Genomic DNA, 22000 nt, shown 5'->3' with positions numbered 1-22000 from the left:
TCAGCTCCTGTTTCCTGTGCGGTCAGTGCCGGCCAATACGGGATTCCCGAGGGTGGCCTCGCCTGCGGATGCTTGTTTGATATCACGGAGCAGCGCCTGCGCCCAGCGAAAGGTGACAAGGGCGTAGACCACGAGGCCGGCGAACGCTCCGGCCAGAACCGAGGGAAGAGCAACCGGGATCCGGGCGGCCACCAGCCACGCAAGGATGCCGCAAACAGCGGCCGCAGCTGCAGCCGGGAAGCACGTACCCAAGAGGGACAGGATTCTTGCACCGGTGGATTTCGCGACCAGCACGAGATAGACGGGAATGACCACAAACCAGGTCACGACGACGTGGGCGAACCCGGCGCCTGCAATGCCCCATAGCCGCACGCCGATGAGCATCGCCGGAACAAGGGCAATGAGCCAAATGACCTGGACCCAGAACAGGCCAACGGTCTTGCCGGCACCCACACAGAGATCAGCGAACATCTCTGAGAGGATCCTCGCGGCCCCGAAGATTCCCAAACTGGCCATCGCGACGGCTGCCCCAATCCATTTGTCGCCGTAGAAGGCGACGATAAGGGGTGCGCCGAGCCCTGCCAGCAGGGCCGAGACCGGGAAGCCGATGTAGGCAATTCCGGCCGTGACCTTCAACGCCGCCACAGCGAGAGTTCCGTTCGCATTCAGCCTGCCGAAGGTCGGCACGGCAACGGTTCGGATAACTGCGGTAATCACGCTGCTGGGCATACTCGCCAAGTTGAAGGCCAGCAAATACAACCCGAGCTGCACTGGTCCCAGCTCCCGGCCGATGATCATGTAATCGAGATTCAACGTGACAAACACGACCAGATTGGCCATCGCCAGTGGAAGCCCGAGGCGGAGAATCCCCCTGGCCTCGACGATATTGAAACCTGGCAAGTAACGCTTCGGGCTGATGATCCAGTAACCGATGGTCGCGGTCAGTTGTCCTCCCACCCGTGAGAGTGCCAAGGCCATCGCACCCCAGCCCCACAGCGCCATGGGAACGACCAGGACCAAGGCAACGAAACTGTTCAATACGTCAACCAGGATCCTGCGCTTCTGCAGGAAGTCCCGCCATATCAGTGCAGTGGGGACGGACGTCATTCCAGAGAGCAAAACCGTCAACCCCATGACCTGAACGACCGGGGTTGCACCGGAATCGCCCAGTGCGGCAGCAAGCGAGGGTGCTAGCAGGATCACCAGCGCAGTCAGCAGCACGCTCGTGACCAGCGAAATGGTAAAAACAGTCGGAGCGATCTCATCCGGATCACGGTCACCGCGGCCGAGGGCAGCCGTGGCGCCAAGCTCGGCGATGTTCACTGCAATGACCTGCACGACGAGCGCCACCGCCAAGGCGCCGAAATGCTCCGGCGCAACAAGACGGGCAACCACAAGCGTGGTGATGAATTGAAGGACGCGTGATAGACCAACATTGAGGGCGCCCCAGAGCGTGCCCCTGCGCAGCCTGGCAGACAGCGTGCCGGTCCCTTCTGCTGGAGCGCTCATGAAATCCCCACCATCCGCCAAGCACGCCAACGCACGCGGTCCAACTGGGTGCGGAACATTTCGACAGTCCGCTGCCAGAGAAGCGGCGGTTTGCCCTCACCGGCCCGCACCAAACGCCAGCGGACTCCACGGATCCGGAACGACGCCGGTTGCCCCGGCCAGACTCGCAACGCGAAATCTCGCAGGGCCGAAGCGTCCGTGGCCGAACCACCTGAGTCGAGTGTGCGGGCCGCGAGAATGAGGGCCTCACGACGCAATGCTCGCCGGGCTCGGTCCAGCAGTCTGTCCGCTTGGGGTAACCCGCGCAAGACCTCCGACGTCAGCAGCACCCGGAACGCCTCGAGCCGGTGCCGCAGATCAACCACCATGGTGGCAAACGAGATCAAATGCATATTGGCGCCGTGGACCCGGTAGAACGCCTGGATCGGCCCGTTGATCCTGCCGACATCCCAATGGGCAGCGGTGCGGAGCCAGTATTCCAAATCCCCGGAATGGGGCAGCAGTGCGTTGTAAAACCCCACGTGTTGCAAGACCTCGGTGCGCATGACCACCTCAGGGGACAAGATGAAGCACCTCCCCCGCCAGCAGGCCCAATAGATCCATTCGTGACCCGCCCAAACGGTCCACGACTGCCACCTTGAGCCGGCGGCACGGGGCAACTGATTCTCATCGGAGAATTCCAGCGGCCTCCCGTAGACCATCCCCACCCGCGGGTTGGCGGACATCAAATCAGTGGCACGGGACAGGGCTCCCGGGGCCAGCAAATCGTCTGCCGAAAGGAGAGCGACGTACTCGGTGACCACACGCGACAAACCGTCGTTATAGGTGGCTATGTGACCCATGTTTCGTTCGTGGACCACCACGGTTATCCGAGGATCGCATTGCGCCAGATCGCGGGCCACTTGGGCCGAATTATCGGTCGATGCGTCGTCAACAAGTATCACCCGTGCATCGACGCCGGCCTGGGACAATACTGACGAGGTCACGGCCGGCAAATATTGGGCATAGTTATAGCAAGGTACGACGACGGTCACTTGAGCTTTGTTCCGGGCGCTACGCGGTCTCATGATTCTCATGGTTGCCCCGCATCCACGTATTTCATGGTTAGAGCGTCCCCTCCAGTTGAGACCAAGGCCGAAAGCCAGATCGAACATTGGCTTCAGCCTATGGACGTCCGCCCCCGTGGGGCGCGAGTACCTGTCACTTGAATTGACTTCAACCGCCACTCGTCCCGGCCGGAATGACCACTCAGCAGGGACACCGCCTGTAGGTGGGGCCTAATATGCGCCCACGGGCCGGATCATCGCCCGCGCCGTCCGCCAGAGAATGATGATGTCGCCAACGATCGACCAGTTTTCGACGTAATACAGATCCAGCCGGACGCTGTCCTGCCAGTTAAGCTCCGAGCGGCCGTTGATTTGCCACATTCCGGTCAGTCCGGGCTTGATATAGAGCCGACGGTGGACGTGCCTCTCGTAGCCGTCGACCTCCCGCTGAAGGGGCGGCCTGGGACCAACGAGACTCATGTGCCCGAGAAACACATTCAGGAACTGCGGGAGTTCATCGAGGGAGTAATGCCTCATCCATTTACCGACCCTGGTTACCCGCGGGTCGTGTTCCATCTTGAACAGCAATCCGGCCCCCTCATTGTGTTCGAGCAACGCGGCCAGGTCCTGCTCCGCGGTCTCCACCATGGAACGGAATTTGTACATCACGAAGGTTTGTCCTCTTCGCCCGATGCGCTCCTGCCGGAAAATTACGGGCCCCGGGCTGTCCCGCCGGATCAGAACGGCGAGCACTGCAAAAACCGGCAGCAATACGACCATGGCAGCGGCCGAAAGAACAATGTCCAGGACCCGTTTCATCGCATGCTTGGCACCGCCATATTGCGGGAGCTCAACGTGCATGAGCGGCAGCCCCTCCACAGGACGCGAATGAATCCTGGGGCCGGCCACGTTTGTCAGCCCGGTCGTCAGGATCAGCTCCGTTGAACTTTCCTCCAACTGCCAGCCGAGTTCCTGAATGTAAGTACTGCCGCCTTCAACCTGCCCGGCAATGATGACTGCATCGGCGTCGGTCGCCGCAACCGCCTGCACGACCGAATAGATGTCGGCGACGACGGGCACGGCCTTTCCGTTGACCATTAGGCTTGGCGGCAGCTGCGGACCCTGAAGGGCAACGCCAACTACTTTGTAAATCGGTCCGGACTTCTTCTCTATCTGGTTGATGACATATCGAACTTCTTCGGGGGCGCCCAGGACCAAGACCCTGGAGAGGTAATGCCCATGAACCCGCTGGCGCGTCAGCCACCGCCTCAACGTCCAACGGGACGCCATCAGTCCCAGGCACCCCAACGGAAACACGAGCGCAACGTAGCCGCGCGCGATCTCTATCTCGAAGACAACGCACGCCATGTTGAGCAGCCCGAGGAGGACTATCGTGGCGCTAAAGACGCGTTTATACTCGTCCGGGCCGATTCCAACGACTTGTTTGTCCCTGCTGCGATAGACACCCAACGCGACCATCCAAGCGCCGGCGATCGCAAGCGAAATCGGAAAATATCCCACAGGAAAGCCGCCAACAATAACGAAGGCATTTTCGAATCCAAATCGGGCCACCTGCGCGAAAGCAGCAACGGAAAAAACGACTATGGCATCGACGAGCCACAAAAGACGATAGTAGCGGCGAGCCCAAAACACACCGGACTCGGCACTGGCATAACGCCTACCGTCGCGCCGGGAACGGTCGAACAATGGATCTTTGACGAAAGATGCTTGAACCCCGAACCCAAGGCCACCCGTTGCAGCTTCTTCCGAGGGGCTCACGGCCGCACCATCTTCGCTGGGAGAGCCTGCCCGCTATACCGAGGGGCAATTGGTGCCACACTTTTCGACACAAATTGGCAGCGCACTATTATCACAACCGTGTTGAAGGGCACATCGACACCCGCTTCTTCCACAAGTTCTTAGTCTGGCTGGCTCGACGTCGGAAATTTCCAATCGAAGGAACTTCAGGCTATGAAAAATCGACTTCCCCCACACGAGTGACCCCCACTTATCATTTCCAATCGAGGACACCCGAAACGTCGGCCGCCGTACCTGCATCGCACTCGAGTACTCTTTTTCCCGGAACCGGCCGCCAAGCGACGGAACCCCGGCAAAAACGAACAGTGGCCCGGAACCAAAAGGTTCCAGGCCACTGTGTTTACGCACGAGCTATTTAAAAGTTTCGGGTTTCCGTCTGTCCGGCGCCCCAAGCTTCGTTCCTCGATAGCCAAGATCCAGGCCACGCCCCCGGTGCCAATGAGTGAGCTATTGTATATGAGAATCGTTCTCAATAATCGAACCATCCGGGTCGCGGTTGAGGCCGTGACTCAGGGTTGCGGCACGGATTCGGCGTCCGGCTAGACAGCTAAACAGGGACGCCACAGACGATATGGGGGCGACGGAGTGTCCACTGCCGCGTGGTCGCGTACAAGGAAAGGCAGGAATCCCATGAGCTCGACGGTGCCAGTGGTGGCGGTTACCGGGTTCCTCGGTGCCGGGAAGACCACACTGGTCAATCATCTACTGCGACACCCAACCGCACGCGTCGGCGTGATCGTGAACGACTTCGGCGACATCAATATTGACGCCGGCCTCGTGATCGGTCAGGTTGATGAGCCGGTCTCAATTGCGGGCGGATGCGTCTGCTGCTTGCCCGACGCCGGTGGTCTCGGGGCCGCGCTCCAGAAACTGACAAACCCGAAACTGGACCTGGATGTGATTCTTGTCGAAGCCAGCGGGATCGCCGACCCTGTCTCCCTGAGCCGCCTCATCCGGTCCAGCGGAGTCGAACGCGTCCGACCTGGCGGAGTCATCGATGTCGTCGACGCGCTCGAGTACTTCCACACCGTCGACACCCGTCCGCTTGTCCCGAACCGATTCGCCGCCGCCACTCTGGTCGTGCTGAACAAGACCGACCGACTCAACCCGCAGGCCCGGGAATATACCCTCGCCCGAATCGCACAACGCGTGCACGAACGCAACCCGCACGCGCACCTCGTCAGGGCACGCCATGGTCGCATCGACCCCGCCCTGGTGTTCGACTCGGCCGTTCGGGAGGAGCCCGCAGACGAGTTGCCGATCCGCTCACTGCTTCTGGAAATGCATGCAGAACACGACACCGGAGGGCACCAACATGCGGAAGCCGTGTCTGCGCAGAGCAGCGGAGCGATCGACGCCGGACGTCTGCTCGATCTCCTCGAAAACCCACCGAACGGGGTGTACCGAATAAAGGGAGAGGTGTTCGTCGACAGCGGGCACGCCATCCGCTCATACCTCGTCAACCTTGTTGGGCGCTCCATCCACATCAGGGCCAGGCCGGCTTCCGCCCGCTCAGGCCTCAACTCCACGTCTTCAGGCCGGAGGCTCGCGGACCATAGTTCGAATCAGCTGGTGGCTGTCGGCGTGCACATCGACGTATCCACCACCCGGGCGCGTCTGCAACGGGCGCTCGCCCCCGCCGAGGGGCCGGCAGCGGCGGACGGCCTCCGACGTCTGCAACGCTACCGACGCCTCAGCACGTGAGCCGGACGTAGTCCAGATCCGTTTCCAGCCCAGGAACTCTCTCCAATTAATATTGATAATCATTCTTATTAAAGCTACGATCTTGCGAACACGCGACGTGGCCTTGGGGGAGGATGATGACGACATTACCGCTGTCCTTGCCCGGAAGCCGCCAATCGTCCGCTCCAAGCGGCAGCGCTGTTCATGCACATGGCCGCGGCCATCTCGGGCGTGCGGCGCTGCCGCGGTGCGGGTGCGACCCGACCGCGCTTCGGCCTCCCGCGTCGACTACGTCGGGCAAGCCGACATCGTCGTGGGCGCCGGTCAAGCGCCACCTCATCGGTTTCGTCCTCACCCGGTTCGTGTATTCCGACCGAATCCTTTGACCGTCCCGCCATCTGACCCACCGCACTCCCAGGGAGGGCCGTGGGTCGCGCACGGGACGGTGACCCGCAGCGCCATCCGCAGTCGGACATCACAATCACAAAGGAGTCATTCATGAGTACCACAATCGTTTCCCCGAAGACGCAGGCGTCGCCCTCATCGGCGACGTCGAAGATCGCGCGGGTCGTCATAGCGCTGCTCGCAGCCCTGGCAGTCACCTATGGGGCCAACTCCACCGCGTTCGCCGCGACGGGCGCGCAAACCGGCGAGTGGGACATCGTCGCCGCGTCGAAGGCGCAGGCGCCCCGCCTGCAGAGCTACAACCACACGGTGGAGGCATGGGACACCGTCACATCCCCGACCGCGTGGTTCGCCGTCGGCAGCGGCAAGGTCATCGACGAGAACGAACTCGCCTCCACTCCGGTCAAGGGTGGTGGCATCCGGTTCGTGAACACCGCGACCACGGCGAAGACCGCGACGTTTACGTTCACGGTTCCCGCGAACGTGGGTCTGGTCATCCAGAACGGCACGCAAACGATCGTCAACAGCCCCGCTACCGGCTCCGGCCGGACGGTGTCCTGGACGACGCCGTCAGTGGTGGCGGGTGCAACGTTCCACAACCACTTCACCTGGACGTTCTCCGGCTCCGGCACCGAAACCCAGGCCGACATCCAGGTCCAGGTAAGCGTGCCCGGCGCGGGAAGCTACGCCGCCTCGTCCACGTATCGCTTCACCTTCTAGATCCTGAGGCCTGTGGGTGGCCGGGCCCGTGCCACGCCACCCACAGCCTTGTCGGTCCTGCACCTGTCCTTCGCACAACCTCCTTGCAAAAGAACCCCTCCTGACCACGTCGATTCTGAGAAGAGCCAAGCCCCATGCACCTTCGCCCGGTCCTCGCGATCGCTCTGACCGCCGCCTTGACGCTGGCCCCGCTTCCCGCGACGGCGGAGGAGACACCCGCCCCGGCACCGATCACGGCTGCCCCCACTCCTTCCACCCCCGATTCCCCCACCGAGAGTCGGGCCACGAAGTCGGAACCAGCGCCCATTCCGACCCCGGAACCAACCCCGGAGGCAACGCCCGCTCCGACCCCCAGCGCGGAGGCGACGCGGGCTCCGGAGCCGACGCCCGCACCGGTCCCCGAACAGACCCTTCAAGCTCCGACGACCACACGGCAGGCGGAGGCACAGAACCGCACCGTGCTGTCGGCGGGGGAAGTGCAGATTGCCAGCCGGATCGAGAACGGACGGGTGGCGTACCGGCTCGTGAACGCGGACGGCGCGGACCTCGACCCGGCGCAGACCGTGCTGCAGGTGGCTAACCCGGAACCGTGGCCGGGCACCACGGGTGACGCGGCGACCTGGGAGCGGATCGCCCCGGAACACGGGGCGGTGTATCGCACCGCCGGGGGTGGCGCGACCGCGAACCCGCTCTCTCTCATCCTCGATACCTCGGGCATCCCCACCGACGCTGTGTATGGCCTGTTGGGTGGTCCCAAGGTGTACACCCGTCTCGGACTCCAGCCCAACGAGCCCCGAGTTGGACTCCTCGTGGGCGGCACGGACTACTGGGGAACGACGCATGAGCAGGTGGAACACCCCTGGGTACGGATCTCCGCGGGTTCCGGAGCGTTATACCCGGCGCAACAGACCCTGTCGTTGGCCTTCACTGAACCTGGACGGGCGTGTGTGCCGTTCCAGACGAACCTGCAGCTGACCGACGGGACCTTCCTGAACCACGATGTGGCGTTGACGGTCGCTGTCGGCGACACAGACCCGGCCGCCATCGAGCCGTGCCCTCAGCCGGACGCGATCCCCGCGCAGGGTCCTACCCCACTCCCGTCGACCACGACCGGTACCACGGTCCTCGACTCCGGTATCGCGTTCCTCGGCAGCACCCTGACCGGCTCTGCGTTGAACCTGGGAGTGATCACTTCCGACCGGGGCCGAACCACCTCCTACGACCCGTCGAAAACGGTGTTCTCCCTGCCCCGCCAGGACGCCCAGTGGCCCGGGACCGGGTGGCCGGCGACCAGCGGGACCTACCAGGACTGGGAACGGATCGCTAAGCCGGGGACGCGTCTGTGGCGCTCGGCCGGCCTCTACGAACCGCAAATCGGCGGGGCGCAGCCCAACGATTTGGTGCTGGATTTCGCCGCGTTCCTCGATGGTGACGCGCTCAACGAGGAGAAGGCCGTACTCGGGGTCGGCTACGAGCTCACCGGCGCGACCACCACCGGCGACGGCTATCTCGCCAGCTACCGGTACTCGGATAGCTATGAGGGGTTGAACGGGGACGGGAGTGGGGCCGCGTTCTGGGACAGCCGCCCCGGTGGCCGACATGAAGCACAGCCGGTCTCTCCGTGGTCCTGGATGAACGACCCGTTCTACACCCTCAAGAGTGAACTTGGCGGGGCACCGGCGACGGGGTTTGCGTTCTCCGCCGCGGGTGTGTACTGCGTCGGGGTCCGCGCCAGCACCGTGCTGGCCGACGGGACCCCGCGCTCAACCCATACCACGTTCACCTTCGCGGTCGGGATCGACCCCGCCACAGTCAGCCCGTGTGCACAGACCGGTGATCCCGGTGAGGGTCCGACGGACCCCACCACCCCGCGGGATCCCGAAGACCGCGACCCCACAGTGAGGTGGTCCGAGAAAGGACACCTCGACCTCGCGCTGCGCCAGGACGGTGAAGGAGGACTGGAGTTCGCGACCGGGGATGGCCCGGCGTCCGAACTGACCCCGCTCGCCGACTCCGTCTGGGTCGGCCGCGGTGAATACGCCACCTTCCGGGTGCCCGAACCGGACGAGCTCCAGGACTACACCTTCATCGGCCCACCTGGCTCGTCGTACCACGGCTTCACCCAGGGAGGAAACTATCAGAACCGGACCCTCTGGCCGGGGTTGAGCATGCTCTATCTGCCCGACGGGTTCAGTGATCATGATGCGACATGGCGAATGTCGAAAGTGTCCGGACCCGGCGACGTCCTGGTCTGGAGCACATCGAGCGAATACCTGAACTCACGGACCCGGGTCTCTTCCTGGTTCCCGATCGGACGTACCCACGTCCACGAGAACTGGGCATTCACTCAGCCGGGGGTGTACTGCCTCCGGGTCGAGGCAAAGGTCCGCCCTGCTTCCGACCCGGAGAGCGACCTGGTCGCGTCCGGCGTGCTCACGGTCGCGGTTGGGGACGTCGACCTCTCTACCGTGCAACCCTGCGAGCGCGCCCAGCCCGTCCCTCCGATTGCGCCGCAACGGATCGAGCAGGTGTCCTCCGATCGCACCGTCTACACCGAAACGAAGACGCAGGGTAACGGGAGCATGAACACTCTGGAGCTGACCGAGGTCGGCGGCCGGATGGACGTCGTCGCCGGGCTCACCCGACCGATCGGCACCGCGACGCAGTACGTGAACCCCGAGCACGTCGTCTACTCTCTGAACCCGGGCGGCGATGGGTATTCGCTCACGCAGCGGATCGCGACCGCGGTCGACGGCCCCGCCCTCTCGGGGGATGTCCGTCTGCGGACGGGGAAGGTCACCGGCCCGGGAGACTGGTGGCTGACCGCGCGCCAGGTCAGCGATCAGTTCGCGACGGCCCTGGACACCAGGACGGCGACCGCCTCGTCGGAGACCACGCTGCGCGGCGGCACCGCGTTCGGCCCGGCACATTCTGTCAGCGCGGGCGGGGTGTACTGCCTGCCGCTGACGTGGTCGGGGAAGACCGCGGCAGGCGCGTCGTTCCAGGTGACGAAGACCCTGACCTTCGCCGCGGGGGTAGCCCCGGCCGGGGTCACCCTGTGCGCCGAGGGCGGCGAAGGCACGGAACCGACCGATCCCGGCACACTTCCCCGCCCTGATCCGGGTCCTATGGTGTGGGATGTCACGAACCAGACCCGGACGGACTCTGGGGCCACGATCCTGAACGTCGGGCATGTCGATGTCGCCTCCCGCCTGATCGACGGGAAGCTGCGAACCCTGATCAAGGACGACACCACCGGGGACACCACGTACCGGGACCCGTCCCGCACGGTGCTGCAGCTGCGGCCCGGTGCGGAGACCACCGTGCCCGGCGCGGACGCCTTCCGCTTCCTCGGAAAGGCGGGGGCCCGGGTGTGGCAGGTGGAGGAGGTCCAGCACGAGGGACTGCTGTGGCCGGGCTGGTCCACCGAGCAAATCGACCGCGGCCTCATCCCGGGCGGGGTGGACTGGAAGCTCGACCGGGTCCAGGGTCCGGGAGAGTTCGCCCTCTACCAGAGCGGTGTGTTCGGAGTGCCGAATGTGTTGTTCAACACCCGGGACGGGGTCACGGGCGCGGACCGGTTCACGATCCCTGACCATGTGCACGCGCACGGCACCTGGACATTCAGCGCCGAAGGCGTCTACTGCCTCGGCTTCACCCGCTCGGCGGCTCTCGCGAACGGTGCCCGGGTGTCGGATGCGTTCGTGCTCGCCTACGCCGTCGGCAAGGTCAACGTGAAGGGCATCGACCCCGCCGCATGTTTCACCGAACCGCCTGGCAAGCCCGGCACGGCCGACACCACCCCCGTGAACCCGGCACAGCTGACGGACGCGAACACCGGCGGCGTGCAGGTGCTGGACGGTGCCGACGGGTTCACCCCGGGGCAGCTTGTCACGGTGCAGGTCGGCGCGGAACACGCCGGCCAATGGGTGTCAGTCTGGCTGCACTCGGCCACGAACCCGGTCTGGTTGGGCTGGGCCCACGTGGGAGCCTCCGGCGCCGCCCAAGTACGACTTCCGGCAGACACTCCGACTGCCGCCCACCTGATCGTGATCAAAGACCGCGACGGAGCATTGGTCGGCTGGGACAGCCTCAGCCTGCTCCCCGCCCCGCAGGCCCCGGCCCGTCCCGGCGCACCAGGAGCGGATGCAACGCCCGCGTCCCAGCAGGTCACGGCGACCCAGTGCAAGGCGGGCGCGACGATCCTCTCCTCCGGGCACGTCGACTACTCGTCCCGGATCGTGGGAGGGAAGCTGCGGTCCCTGATCGGCGACGACACGTCCGGGTCGAAGGTGTACCGGGAGCCGGCGGGCACGATCCTGTGGCTGAAACCCTCCAGCCGGGTCACGCTGCCCGGCGGGTACGGGCAGGTCGGTCAGGCCGGATCGAGCGTGTGGCAGGTACCTCAGACGCAGAACCCGAACCTGATCTGGATGGGCTGGAACACCGAGGCGTTGAACGCGGGCAACACCCGCGGCCCCGTGTCCTGGACGATCGATAGCATTAGCGGGCCAGGCGAGGTGAAGGTGTACCTGTCGAGCGCCTTCGGTGGCGTGCAGCGGATGGTGTTCAACAACGGCGGAAACTACAGCATCCCGCTCGGCGTGCACGCCCACGCGAACTGGGCGTTCTCCGCCGAGGGCGTCTACCGGATCCGCACGACACAGACCGCGACGCTGACGAACGGCCAGGCATCCTCCGATATCCAGACCCTGACGATCGTCGTCGGGAACGTCGACCCGGCGACCGCGGCCGGCGGGTCGGGGACCGGCTGCGGCACCGTCTCCAACGCGGTCTTGCTCACCGACGACGAGGACGGTGCCATGAAGGCCGCCGAGCAGGCCGCCGCGGCGGCCGCGGCCGCGCGCACGGTGCTGCCGGGGAAGTCGGCCACCGGTGACGACGGCGGTTTCACCGACCCGTTCACTGCGCTGGCGCAGGGCAACCCGGTCCCGCTGCTGCTGTCGATCCTCGGCCTGCTGTTCCTCGCCGGCGCTGGCGGTGCCGGAGCGCTGTGGTGGCGACGTCAATCAGGCGCGAGGGGCGGAGTATCGGCGTGAGTGCCCCATATGACGCCACGGGCGAGTTCCACGAAGGCACAGGTGATCGCGATCGAACCGTCGCCGACCATGCGCCCGGTTCTACACGCCGGCGTCGCGGACGACCCCGACCTGCTGCGGCGGCTCTGGCCGCAGGGGCGCTGCTGCTGTCGGGGTGCGCGGGCAAGTCCGCGCTCGCAGCGGACAGTGACCGGCTGCAGGTGGTGACCACGACCGGGCTGTTGCGCGACCTGGTCGGGCACGTCGGCGGCGACCGGGTGCAGGTCGCCTCTCTCGTGCCGGACGGCGGCGACCCGCACACTTACGAGCCGAGCCTGCGGGACGCCCGCAACGTCGTGTACGCGGACGTCGCGTTTTCCAACTACGCGCTGCTGGAGGAGCACAGCGTCATCAAGACCCTCGACTCAAACCTCCGCGAAACGGCCGTGAACGTGTCGCTCGCGGAGGAGGCCGTCAAGTACGCCGCAGAGATCATCCCGCTGGTCGAGAACGCGAACCTGGACACGGTGTGGCTGGGCCTGCGCGCCCACGGTGACGGCAAACAACACGGTGCGACGCGCACCTCGGACGTGCTGCTCTCCGCCACCGATGTGACGGGGCCAGGCGACGTCTACGCCTACCTGACGGGGACCTTCGGCGACACCGAGCTGTACTTCGACTCCTCCGACGGCTTCAACCCGGCCGACGGGTACAAAAACGACACGATGACCCTGCCCGTCGACGCGCACACCCACCTGTCCTGGGCATTCACGAAGCCCGGCATCTACACGGTCACCCTGCAGGCCCGGGTACAGGTCGACGACACCTCCCGCCCGGTGGACCTGGGCTCCTCGACCTTCACCTTCGCCGTCGGCGTCAACCCCGCCCGAGCGGGAAGCCCGGACGCAGTCGTGCTGAACCAGGGGCACGCCGACCTGACCGCGAACCTTGACACCGGCTCGCTTGAGGTCCGCTACGACCCCGAAGGCGGCGGCGAACACACCCAGCAGCAATACACGGCGGATCAGGTGGTGATCGACGTGCCGAGCAAGGCACTGGCCGAGGTTCCAGCGGGCAGCCAGTTCAGATTCCTCGGCCGGCCAGGCGATCAGGTGTACCAGCTCGCACAGGCGGTGCTCGGCAAGCACGTGCACGGGGAGATCGACCCGCACCTGTGGCAGAACGTCCGCAACGCCATGGCCTACGTCAACCTCATCCGCGACACCCTCATCGGCGCCGACCCCGCAGGCGCCCGGGACTACACCGCGAACGCGAACGCCTACCTGGCCGAACTGGAGACGACCGACGACTACGTGCGCGACACCATCGCCTCCATCCCCGAGCGCAACCGGTACCTGGTGAGCACGCACGACGCGTTCGGCTACCTCGCCGAGGCATACCACGTGCGGATTGCCGGATTCGTCACCCCCAGCCCGGCCACCGAACCATCGCTGGCCGACCGGCGCAAACTCACCGAGACCATCCGCACCCTCGCCGTACCGGCCGTGTTCCTGGAGCCCAACCTCGCCGCCCGCTCCTCGACCCTCACCGAGGTCGCGAAAGAACAAGGCGTACGGGTCTGCCCGATCTACGGCGACACCTTCGACGACGACGTGACCAGCTACGTGCAGATGATGCGGTTCAACGCCGACTCGCTGCGCGACTGCCTCGCAGCCCGATGATCCGGCCGAGCCACAAGCAGGCCCAATCGAACGACCAGAAGGACCCCACCGATGACCACCCTCACCCCACCCCGCGGACGCGCAATACGTACCCTGTCCGCCAGCATCGCGGCACTCGCACTGAGCCTTGGCACCGCCCCGACGGCGGTGTTCGCCGGAGACAAAGACGACCCCAACCTGAACCAGGCCCTCGACGCGAAGATGGCAGTCGTCCACGGCGAGCGGACCCTCTACGCCGGGCACGTCGACATGGGCCCGAAGTTCATCGACGGGAAATGGACATTCCTCATCCACGACGACGTCGCCAAAGCCGACGCGAACGCCACCAGCGTGTGGCGGTATCCGGACGAGACCGTGCTGCACGTGCAAGACGAGGCGAAGATGACCGTCCCCGACGACCCCGCCTACGCGTTCGTCGGCGCGAAAGCCGGCGAACCGGTCTGGGTCGTGCCGCAGACCCAGAACCCGGACGTCGTGTGGCTGGGCTGGAACACACAGGACCCCGAGGTCATGCAGTCTATCGATCGCGGGGTCACCCTTTCGCTGACCGGCGTGCAGGGGCCAGGCGCCGTGACCACCTACCTCCAGTCCGGGTCGTTCGGCGAACCGCAAGTGCTGTTCGACTCCCGCAAGCCAGATCCGCAACCGGCGTGGGTGGACGTGAACACCCACACCCACGCCAACTGGGTCTTCACCAAACCCGGCGTGTACCTGCTCCGCCTCACCGCCGACGCCGACCTCCGCAATGGCTCCCACGTCACTGACACGCAAATCATCCGGTTTGCGGTCGGCACCGCCACCTCCCCCGCCGAAGCCCTGGCCGCGACATGGGACGGGGCCACCCCGAGCGGGCGCAGCACCACCCCACAGTCCACCCAGTCAGGCAACGCCAGTGCGTCCGACAGAGCCGCGAGCTCGGAGCCGGCAAACAGCGCACTGGTGCCGATCCTCATCGGCCTGATCGTGCTCGTCGCGGCAGCCCTCGTGGTGGCGTTCACGATCGTCATCGTGCGCGGCAACCGGGCCAAGAAACGCATCTTCGCCTCCCGCGCCACCAGCACGAGCCGCACCACGGCTGACGAGGCCGCGGATGCGAACGAGCCGGATAAGGCGGGCATCGACAGTGGTGAGGCCCGATGAACGCCATCGGAATTCCGGCCCTCGCAGTGGAGAATGTCTCCGTCGAGCTCGGCGGACGGCTCGTGCTCACGACCACGGACCTCGCCGTGGACCGCGGCGAGCTCGTCGGCCTCATCGGCCCCAACGGGGCCGGCAAGACCACGCTGCTGCGCACCATCCTCGGCCTGCTGCGCCCCGCCGCCGGTCACGTGACGGTCGACGGGAAGACCGCGCGGCCCGGCCGCACCCCGGTCGGATATGTGCCGCAACGGCACGAGTTCGTCTGGGAATTCCCCATCTCGGTCGCGAACGTCGTCGCCAGCGGCCTCACCGGCAGGCTCGGTCTGCTCCGCCGCCCGGGCGAGGCGGAATGGGAGGCGGTGGCCGACGCCCTGGACCGGGTCCGAATGACAGATTTGGCCGACCGGCCCGTCGGGCAACTTTCCGGCGGGCAGCGCCAACGGGTACTCGTCGCCCGCGCTCTTGCCCTCCGCCCATCGCTGCTGCTGCTCGACGAGCCCTTCACCGGTCTCGACATGCCCACCCAGGAACTGCTCTCCGAGCTGTTCACCGATTTGGCCCATGAGGGCCGGGCCGTGGTGATGACCACCCACGACCTGGCCAGTGCGCTCTACACCTGCGACCGGATCGCGCTGCTGAACCGCACTGTCATCGCCACCGGCATCCCCGCCCGGCTCGCCGCCGACCCTGCCCTGTGGATGGCGACCTTCGGCGTCGGCCCCGGTTCCGCCCTGCTGCGCATCCTGAAAGCCGTGTGACCCATGTCCCCTCTCGACTTCCTTACCGACCTGTTCAACCCCGATCTCGCTTTCCTGTCCAAAGCCCTCGCCGTCGCGGTGATGTCCTCCATCGTCTGCGGCGTCATCGGTTGCTACGTGGTGTTGCGCGGAATGGCGTTCATCGGAGACACCGTCGCCCATGCCGTGTTCCCCGGCCTGGCCGTGGCGTTCGTCGTCGGCGGCAATCTCGTGCTCGGCGGCACCATCGCCGGCATCCTCACTGCCGCGCTCATCGCCGTGTTCTCACAGAACCGGCGGCTCAAAGAGGACTCCATCATCGGGGTCTTCTTCGTCGCCGCCTTCGCTCTGGGTATCGTCATCATCTCCCAGGCACCTGGTTATGCCGGTTCCCTGCCGCAGTTCCTGTTCGGTTCGATCACCGGCATCCCCGACTCCGATCTTTACGTCGTCGGCATCACCGGCCTGATCGTGCTCGCAGTGGTTTTCCTGCTGAACAAGGAGTTCGTCACCATCTCCCTGGACCGCGAGAGCGCCCGCGCCCTCGGAATAGAGGTGTTCTGGCTCGACCTCGTCCTCTATGTCCTCGTCACCCTCGCCGTCGTCATCAGCGTGCAGACCGTCGGCAACATCCTCGTCCTCGCACTGCTCATCACGCCTGCCGCGACCGCCCGCCTGCTCACAGACCGGCTCGGGATCATGATGGTCCTCGCCCCGACTATCGGCGGGGTCTCGGCCCTGGCAGGCCTGTACCTGTCGTGGTCCTGCGACTTTCCCACGGGCGGCACCATCGTCCTTGTCCTCACCGCCGCATTCCTCATCGCCTGGTTCTTCGGGCCCCGACAGGGCCTCATCGCTAAGGCACGACGCCGTCTTGCCCGCCGCAGCGAGTTCGCCGCCACATCGGCTGGTGCGGTTGGTGAACCTGCGCCCGGCACCAACGCCGTGGGTATCCCCGAGCCCGATCATCAACCCCTGAACAACGGAGCCCGCCCATGACCGACCCAACAAGCACGGGCAGGCGCTCCGCCCGCGACACCTTCGACACCTTCGATACCTTCGACACCTTAATCCAACCCGACCCCGCCACCCCCGACGCACCGGATTCGGCGGCGCGGGCGATCAAACATCCCTGGCTCCTGCCGGCCGCGACCGTGCTGCTGGCGGCGCTCGGGGCCGGGGCTCTCGTCGCGGCCGCACTTAACCCGACTGGTGCCTCGGCGGGCGCCGAGCCGTCGAACAGCCCCGCGCCCACGAGCACGCCGCTCGCTCCGACCCCACAGCCAGTCCCGCCCACCACCACACTAGCCACGGGCGCGGCGGACACGAATACGTCGACGGCGGTGTCAGAGCTTGCGGACCGGGCATGGGTGGCCCGGACCGCCAAGTCCGCGAACATCCCTGAACGGGCGCTGACCGCCTACGCGGGAGCCGCCATCATGACGGCCCGAACGAATCCGTCCTGCGGGCTCGGCTGGAACACCCTCGCCGCGATCGGTCTCGTCGAATCCGGGAACGGCACCATGCACAACGCCCGGATCGGCGACAACGGCGTCGCCTCGCCGACCATCATCGGCGTCCCGCTCAACGGCGGCGGCCTGGCGAAGGTTCCCGACACCGATCAGGGGCGCCTCGACGGCGACACCACCTGGGACCGCGCCGTCGGCCCCATGCAGTTCCTCCCCGCGACCTGGACTCGGTACGCGCAGGACGGCAACGGTGACGGCACCGCCGATATCAACCAGATCGACGACGCCGCCCTCACGGCCGCCGCCTACCTCTGCACCGCAGGCGGCGACCTCACCCAGCCCGCAAACTGGATCATCGCGATCAGCGCCTACAACCCGTCCATCGAGTACAACAACCGCGTCGCCGAAGCCGCCAGCCACTACGCCAACATTCGCTGAACGGAGGGCCGAACGATCGACCGGACAGCTCGGTGAGACGCCGTTGCCGGATCCTGACGCCGCGGTCCGATCAAGATCCGCCAACACTCCCAGAAGATCCACGCCGAAATCGGCGGAGAAAACAAAAGAGCCACCCAACCTGAACTGCTCCCCGAAAGTTGGACTGAGAAATCAGTTCTGACTTTTAGGGAGCAGCTTTATGCATGGAAGAAGTTCGTTGTCCGAGGAGCAGCGCGAGGCCGCGGTAGCGTTGTTTGAAACGGGTTGGGGTGCTTGGGCGGTAGCGACCCGACTCGGAGTAGGTAGAGGTGCCATCAAACGTTTGTATGGTCGATGGCGGACGCGCGGAGGTACGACGCTGGTGGCGAAGCCAACACGACCGGTGTTCTCGTTTGAGTTCGAACTTGATGCTGTCCAGCGATACCGTGCAGGTGAGCCCAAAGTCGCCTTGGCGAAAGACCTTGGGCTGTCCTCTCCACTGTTGCTCGAGAAGTGGGCGCGACAATACCGAACCGAAGGCGAGGACGGGCTGCGGCCCAAGCCGAAAGGCCGCCCGAAGACGAATCCCGGGACAGCAAGGAAACCTGAGCCTGAGGTAGAGCGACTGCGCCGAGAGAATGAACGCCTTCGCGCAGAGGTGGCCTTCCTGGGAAAAGTAAACGCCTTGAGGGACGAGGAACAGCGCTAAAGGTCCGCGCTGTCATCGCTCTCAAGGCTGAACACCGCTTGGAAATTCTCCTGGACGTCGCGGGATTACCCCGGTCCACGTTCTTCTACCACCAGTCCCGCTTCCAAGGCCCCGATCCGAGGGCCTCCCTGAAGGCCGCTGTCACAGAAATTTTCGAGAAGAGCCGGGCCCGGTACGGGCACCGCCGCGTCCACGCCGAGCTGACCAAGCAAGGCTGGAAGATCGCGAAGAAGACCGTGCTGAAGCTGATGCGTTCGCTGCGGCTGGTCTGCAAGGTCCGGAGGAAAAAGCGCTATAGCTCTTACCAAGGCGAGCAGGGCGTTGTTGCGCCGAATCTGCTGAAACGCCAATTCGACGCGGATGCCCCGAATAAGAAGTGGGTTACCGATGTGACCGAGTTCAGCGTGGGTGACCAGAAGCTCTACCTTTCGCCGGTCATGGACCTCTTCGACCGGCAGATCATCTCCTACGCCATTGGAAGCTCTCCCAATCTGGAGCTGGCTAATGCCTCGCTGCGCGAGGCTTTAGCCACCTTGAAGGACGGGCAGAAACCACTCGTGCACTCCGATCAGGGATTCCAATACCAGCACAGGCTCTGGCGCCTACTCCTGCAGAACGCCGGCGCGGTCCAATCGATGTCCCGCAAAGCCAACTGCTACGACAACGCCGTCATAGAGAACTTCTTCGGGCACCTCAAAGAAGAGCTCTTCAACCGCGTCCGATTCCTCAACGCCGACGCACTGACGGCCGCGCTGCACGACTACATCCACTGGTACAACACCGAAAGAATCTCCACCAAGCTCAACGGCCTAAGCCCCGTTCAATACCGCGTTAAGGCCCTGGCGGCCTAGAGCATGTCGCCTCATTCCGGTGTGTCTGGGGACGGAGCCTTTCCGTGAAGAGCCGATCCACTGCCCCCTAAAGTGAAGATCTCACAAACCGTCGTAGAGAACTTCCTTGGACACCTCAGGGAAGAGCTCTTCCACCGTGTCCAAATCCTCGGCACGGAGGCACTGGCAGCAGCGCTGCACGAATACATCCGCTGGTATAACGCCGGGTTGCGTTCAGCAGCTCAGCTGCGCCCTCCTCAGCGGCGGCTCACGCGTGGCAGCAACGCGAACGCGCTCTCGGCAATCTGGGTCAAGCGGGCAGGACCGTGGCCGTACGCACCGACGACGTCGGTCCCGCGGATAACGGTCAGCAAGAGGTATGCAAGATCTTCAGCATCCGCGTCCGGGTCGATGTCTCCGTTGCGCTGCGCCGCGCGCACACACTCGGCCACCGCCATAACGAGCACAGCGAAACACTCGGCAGCAAGGCGCTGCACCTCGGCGTCGGAGGCGCCGATCTCCAGAGCCATCTTGCCCGCGAAGCAAGCAGCCGCCGCCCGGTCGGAAGCTGGGGACACATCGTCGGCAAGAGGCACCCCGTGGACGGCGCGGAGCAGATAGCCGTGGAGGCGTTCGAGTGCGCCCTCGTCCGGGCCGGCAAGCACCTTCGGCGCAACGTTTCCCAGCCGGTCGAAGTATCCGGCCATCGCTTGCACCAGCACACCGTGTTTACCGTCGAAAGCGGCATAGAGACTGCCACGGCCCAGGCCGGTGGCTGCGCTGATGTCGTCGACGCTCGTGCCGTTGTAGCCCGACTCACGAAATTGCCGCTCGGCGGCATGGAGAACGTGGTCGCGGTCGAAGGTTCGTGGTCTCGCCATACATACAAGGTAGAACCAAACTGTCGTAATTGACAAATCAGTACAGAACCCTCTAGCGTTATTGACTGTTCAGTACACAAACGTCTCCCCCCACATCTGGCGAGGCGAAGTCACGCCTATAGACGAAGGAATCAACATGCAGACAACTTCCCCGGTAGCCCTCGTGACGGGCGCTTCCTCTGGGATCGGACGGGCGGCAGCGCGAGCCTTCGTGGACGCCGGCTTCGCGGTGGTCGGTACGAGCCGCAACGCCGCGAACGCCAGCCCGATTGCCGGGGTGTCGTTCCTCGATCTCGATGTAGCCAGCGACGAATCTGTCCATTCCCTGGTCGAGGAGGTGATCGAGCGGTTTGGTCGGATCGACGTCCTGGTCAACAACGCAGGCGTGGGGGCAGTCGGCGCCGGAGAGGAAAGCTCGATCAATCAGACCAAGGAGGTCTTCGACATCAACGTCTTCGGCTTGATGCGGATGACAAAGGCAGTGCTGCCCCACATGCGCGCCCAGGGCAGTGGCCGTGTGGTCAACGTCTCCTCGGTACTCGGTTTGATTCCGGCCCCCTTCATGGCCAGCTACGCCGCCACCAAGCACGCAGTCGAGGGCTACTCGGAGTCCATCGACCACGAGCTTCGCGAACACGGCGTCCGGGTGCTGCTGGTCGAGCCGGCCTTTACAAGCACGAGTTTCGAGGCGAGCAGCCTGGCACCGGACTTACCCCTGCCGGTCTACGCAGCACAGCGGAAGATCTCCCGAGACGTACTGGCCACCGCTTTACGTACCGCCGACGACCCCGACGTTGTCGCAAAGGTGATCGTCGCGGCCTCCACCGATTCCAAGCCCGCACCCAGGTACACCGCCGGTTCAATGGCCGGACGCGTGAGCGTCCTGCGCCGGTTCGTGCCCTCGCGCGCCTTCGACAAACAGATCCGGAAGCTCAACCAACTGGCCGGCTGACACCGAAGCCAGCACCAGCATCTCTTCTCCGCCCAACCTCGAAACAGGCGCAACACATATGGACTTCGAACACGTCACTTTCGACTTGCCGCATGGCACTTTTCACGCTCTGCAGGGCGGTGACCCCACAGGTCAACCGACGATCTTCCTGCACGGGTTCCCGGACCACCCGCCGACGGCGAAGGCGTTCCTCGCCGAACTCGGCCGCCAGGGTCGCTACGTCCTCGCGCCCTGGCTTCGCGGTTACACCCCGTCCCCGACCGCGGGTCCATTCGATTTCGCATCCTTGACCGGCGACATGGTCGCACTGATCGACCAGTGGTCTCCCCGGCGCCAGGTGGACCTCATTGGCCACGACTGGGGCGCCTTCATCACGTACGACGCCACCGTCACCGCGCCGGAGCGCATCAAACGCGCAGTCACGCTCGCTATCCCCCACCCCCTCACATTCATCGGCCGGCCTCGCCCCGCCCAGCTCCGCCGGAGCTGGTACATGGCCTTCTTCCAGCTTCCCGGAAGCGGCATGATCGCCCGAGCCCGCGACTTCGCCCTCATCGACCGCCTCTGGCGTCAATGGTCACCAAGCCTGACGCTCGACCCGGCTCTCCAAGTGGAGCTACACGAGCACCTCGGAGCGAGCTTTCCCGCGCCCCTCAAGTACTACCGGGCGATGACTCGCCTGGGCATGCTGAAGGCTGCACGCCGACTCTCCCACCCCATCACGGTGCCCCTGCTACACATCCACGGCGCAGACGACGACTGCATCCTCCCCCCGAACGTCGACGACCGGCATCGATACGCCGTACCGCACGTGCGCGCGATCGTCCCCAACCTCGGCCACTTCCTGCACATCGAAGCCCCCGAAGCGATCGCGGAACGGATCGCGACATGGGTGGCGAGTGGCTCACCTGACCCTCGCGGCGAAACCAACCCAATGGCCGTCCAGAACCCGAAAGGCTGACC

16 protein-coding genes and 1 pseudogene are annotated in these 22000 nt (G+C 65.1%); 13 read left to right on the top strand and 4 right to left on the bottom strand.

What is annotated here, in order from left to right; translation table 11 throughout:
• The 3 genes from AB0O52_RS04575 to AB0O52_RS04565 all read right to left on the bottom strand — a co-directional run bounded on the left by AB0O52_RS04575 (position 1) and on the right by AB0O52_RS04565 (position 4334).
• Positions 1-1509, bottom strand: a complete 1509-nt coding sequence (locus AB0O52_RS04575; protein ID WP_364534033.1) for a lipopolysaccharide biosynthesis protein — start codon at positions 1507-1509, stop codon at positions 1-3.
• A complete protein-coding gene (locus AB0O52_RS04570; protein WP_364534030.1) occupies positions 1506-2576 on the bottom strand; it encodes a glycosyltransferase in 1071 nt (356 codons plus the stop codon). The genes AB0O52_RS04575 and AB0O52_RS04570 overlap by 4 nt, the downstream gene beginning before the upstream one ends.
• 210 nt (positions 2577-2786) lie before the next feature.
• On the bottom strand, positions 2787-4334 hold the full coding sequence (locus AB0O52_RS04565) for a sugar transferase (RefSeq protein ID WP_364534027.1): 1548 nt from the start codon (positions 4332-4334) through the stop codon (positions 2787-2789).
• 669 nt (positions 4335-5003) lie between these two features.
• Between AB0O52_RS04565 and AB0O52_RS04560 the strand changes: the two genes are divergently transcribed.
• The 11 genes and pseudogenes from AB0O52_RS04560 to AB0O52_RS04510 all read left to right on the top strand — a co-directional run.
• Positions 5004-6077, top strand: coding sequence for a GTP-binding protein (locus tag AB0O52_RS04560; protein WP_364534024.1), 1074 nt, complete (start codon positions 5004-5006; stop codon positions 6075-6077).
• Between the two features lie 477 nt (positions 6078-6554).
• Entirely contained in the window at positions 6555-7181 is a 627-nt protein-coding gene (locus tag AB0O52_RS04555; protein ID WP_364534021.1) for a hypothetical protein, read from the top strand.
• Positions 7182-7315: 134 nt separating this feature from the next.
• On the top strand, positions 7316-12241 hold the full coding sequence (locus AB0O52_RS04550; protein WP_364534018.1) for a TIGR03773 family transporter-associated surface protein: 4926 nt from the start codon (positions 7316-7318) through the stop codon (positions 12239-12241).
• The gene (locus tag AB0O52_RS04545) at positions 12238-13902 is read left to right on the top strand and encodes an anchored repeat ABC transporter, substrate-binding protein (protein WP_364534015.1); all 1665 of its coding nucleotides are present in this window, start codon (positions 12238-12240) and stop codon (positions 13900-13902) included. Before AB0O52_RS04550 ends, AB0O52_RS04545 begins: the two co-directional genes overlap by 4 nt.
• A 51-nt stretch (positions 13903-13953) precedes the next feature.
• Positions 13954-15042, top strand: coding sequence for a TIGR03773 family transporter-associated surface protein (locus AB0O52_RS04540; protein ID WP_364534012.1), 1089 nt, complete (start codon positions 13954-13956; stop codon positions 15040-15042).
• On the top strand, positions 15039-15800 hold the full coding sequence (locus AB0O52_RS04535) for an anchored repeat-type ABC transporter ATP-binding subunit (RefSeq protein WP_364534009.1): 762 nt from the start codon (positions 15039-15041) through the stop codon (positions 15798-15800). The genes AB0O52_RS04540 and AB0O52_RS04535 overlap by 4 nt, the downstream gene beginning before the upstream one ends.
• A gap of 3 nt (positions 15801-15803) precedes the next feature.
• Positions 15804-16778, top strand: coding sequence for an anchored repeat-type ABC transporter permease subunit (locus tag AB0O52_RS04530; RefSeq protein ID WP_364534007.1), 975 nt, complete (start codon positions 15804-15806; stop codon positions 16776-16778).
• Entirely contained in the window at positions 16775-17686 is a 912-nt protein-coding gene (locus AB0O52_RS04525; RefSeq protein ID WP_364534004.1) for a lytic murein transglycosylase, read from the top strand. The genes AB0O52_RS04530 and AB0O52_RS04525 overlap by 4 nt, the downstream gene beginning before the upstream one ends.
• A 361-nt stretch (positions 17687-18047) precedes the next feature.
• Entirely contained in the window at positions 18048-18374 is a 327-nt protein-coding gene (locus tag AB0O52_RS04520; RefSeq protein WP_364534001.1) for a helix-turn-helix domain-containing protein, read from the top strand.
• A 38-nt stretch (positions 18375-18412) separates the two neighbouring features.
• Positions 18413-19225 (top strand): IS3 family transposase, encoded by an 813-nt coding sequence (locus AB0O52_RS04515; RefSeq protein ID WP_364533998.1) that lies wholly within the window; start codon positions 18413-18415, stop codon positions 19223-19225.
• Between the two features lie 72 nt (positions 19226-19297).
• A pseudogene (locus tag AB0O52_RS04510) lies at positions 19298-19417 on the top strand (hypothetical protein); the annotation flags it as partial.
• Between the two features lie 44 nt (positions 19418-19461).
• Here AB0O52_RS04510 and AB0O52_RS04505 read toward each other — a convergent pair.
• On the bottom strand, positions 19462-20085 hold the full coding sequence (locus tag AB0O52_RS04505; protein ID WP_309980536.1) for a TetR/AcrR family transcriptional regulator: 624 nt from the start codon (positions 20083-20085) through the stop codon (positions 19462-19464).
• Positions 20086-20221: 136 nt separating this feature from the next.
• Here AB0O52_RS04505 and AB0O52_RS04500 point away from each other — a divergent pair, with 136 nt between their 5' ends.
• Together AB0O52_RS04500 and AB0O52_RS04495 are read left to right on the top strand one after the other, a co-directional pair.
• Positions 20222-21037: an oxidoreductase gene (locus AB0O52_RS04500; protein WP_364533995.1), complete on the top strand. Its 816-nt coding sequence runs from the start codon at positions 20222-20224 to the stop codon at positions 21035-21037.
• 58 nt (positions 21038-21095) lie between these two features.
• Positions 21096-21998: an alpha/beta hydrolase gene (locus AB0O52_RS04495; RefSeq protein WP_364533992.1), complete on the top strand. Its 903-nt coding sequence runs from the start codon at positions 21096-21098 to the stop codon at positions 21996-21998.
• Positions 21999-22000: the final 2 nt, after the last annotated feature.

It is taken from the genome of Arthrobacter sp. NPDC080073 (genome assembly GCF_040686575.1).
GTDB lineage: Bacteria > Actinomycetota > Actinomycetes > Actinomycetales > Micrococcaceae > Arthrobacter.
This window is presented reverse-complemented; position numbering and strand designations above follow the sequence as displayed.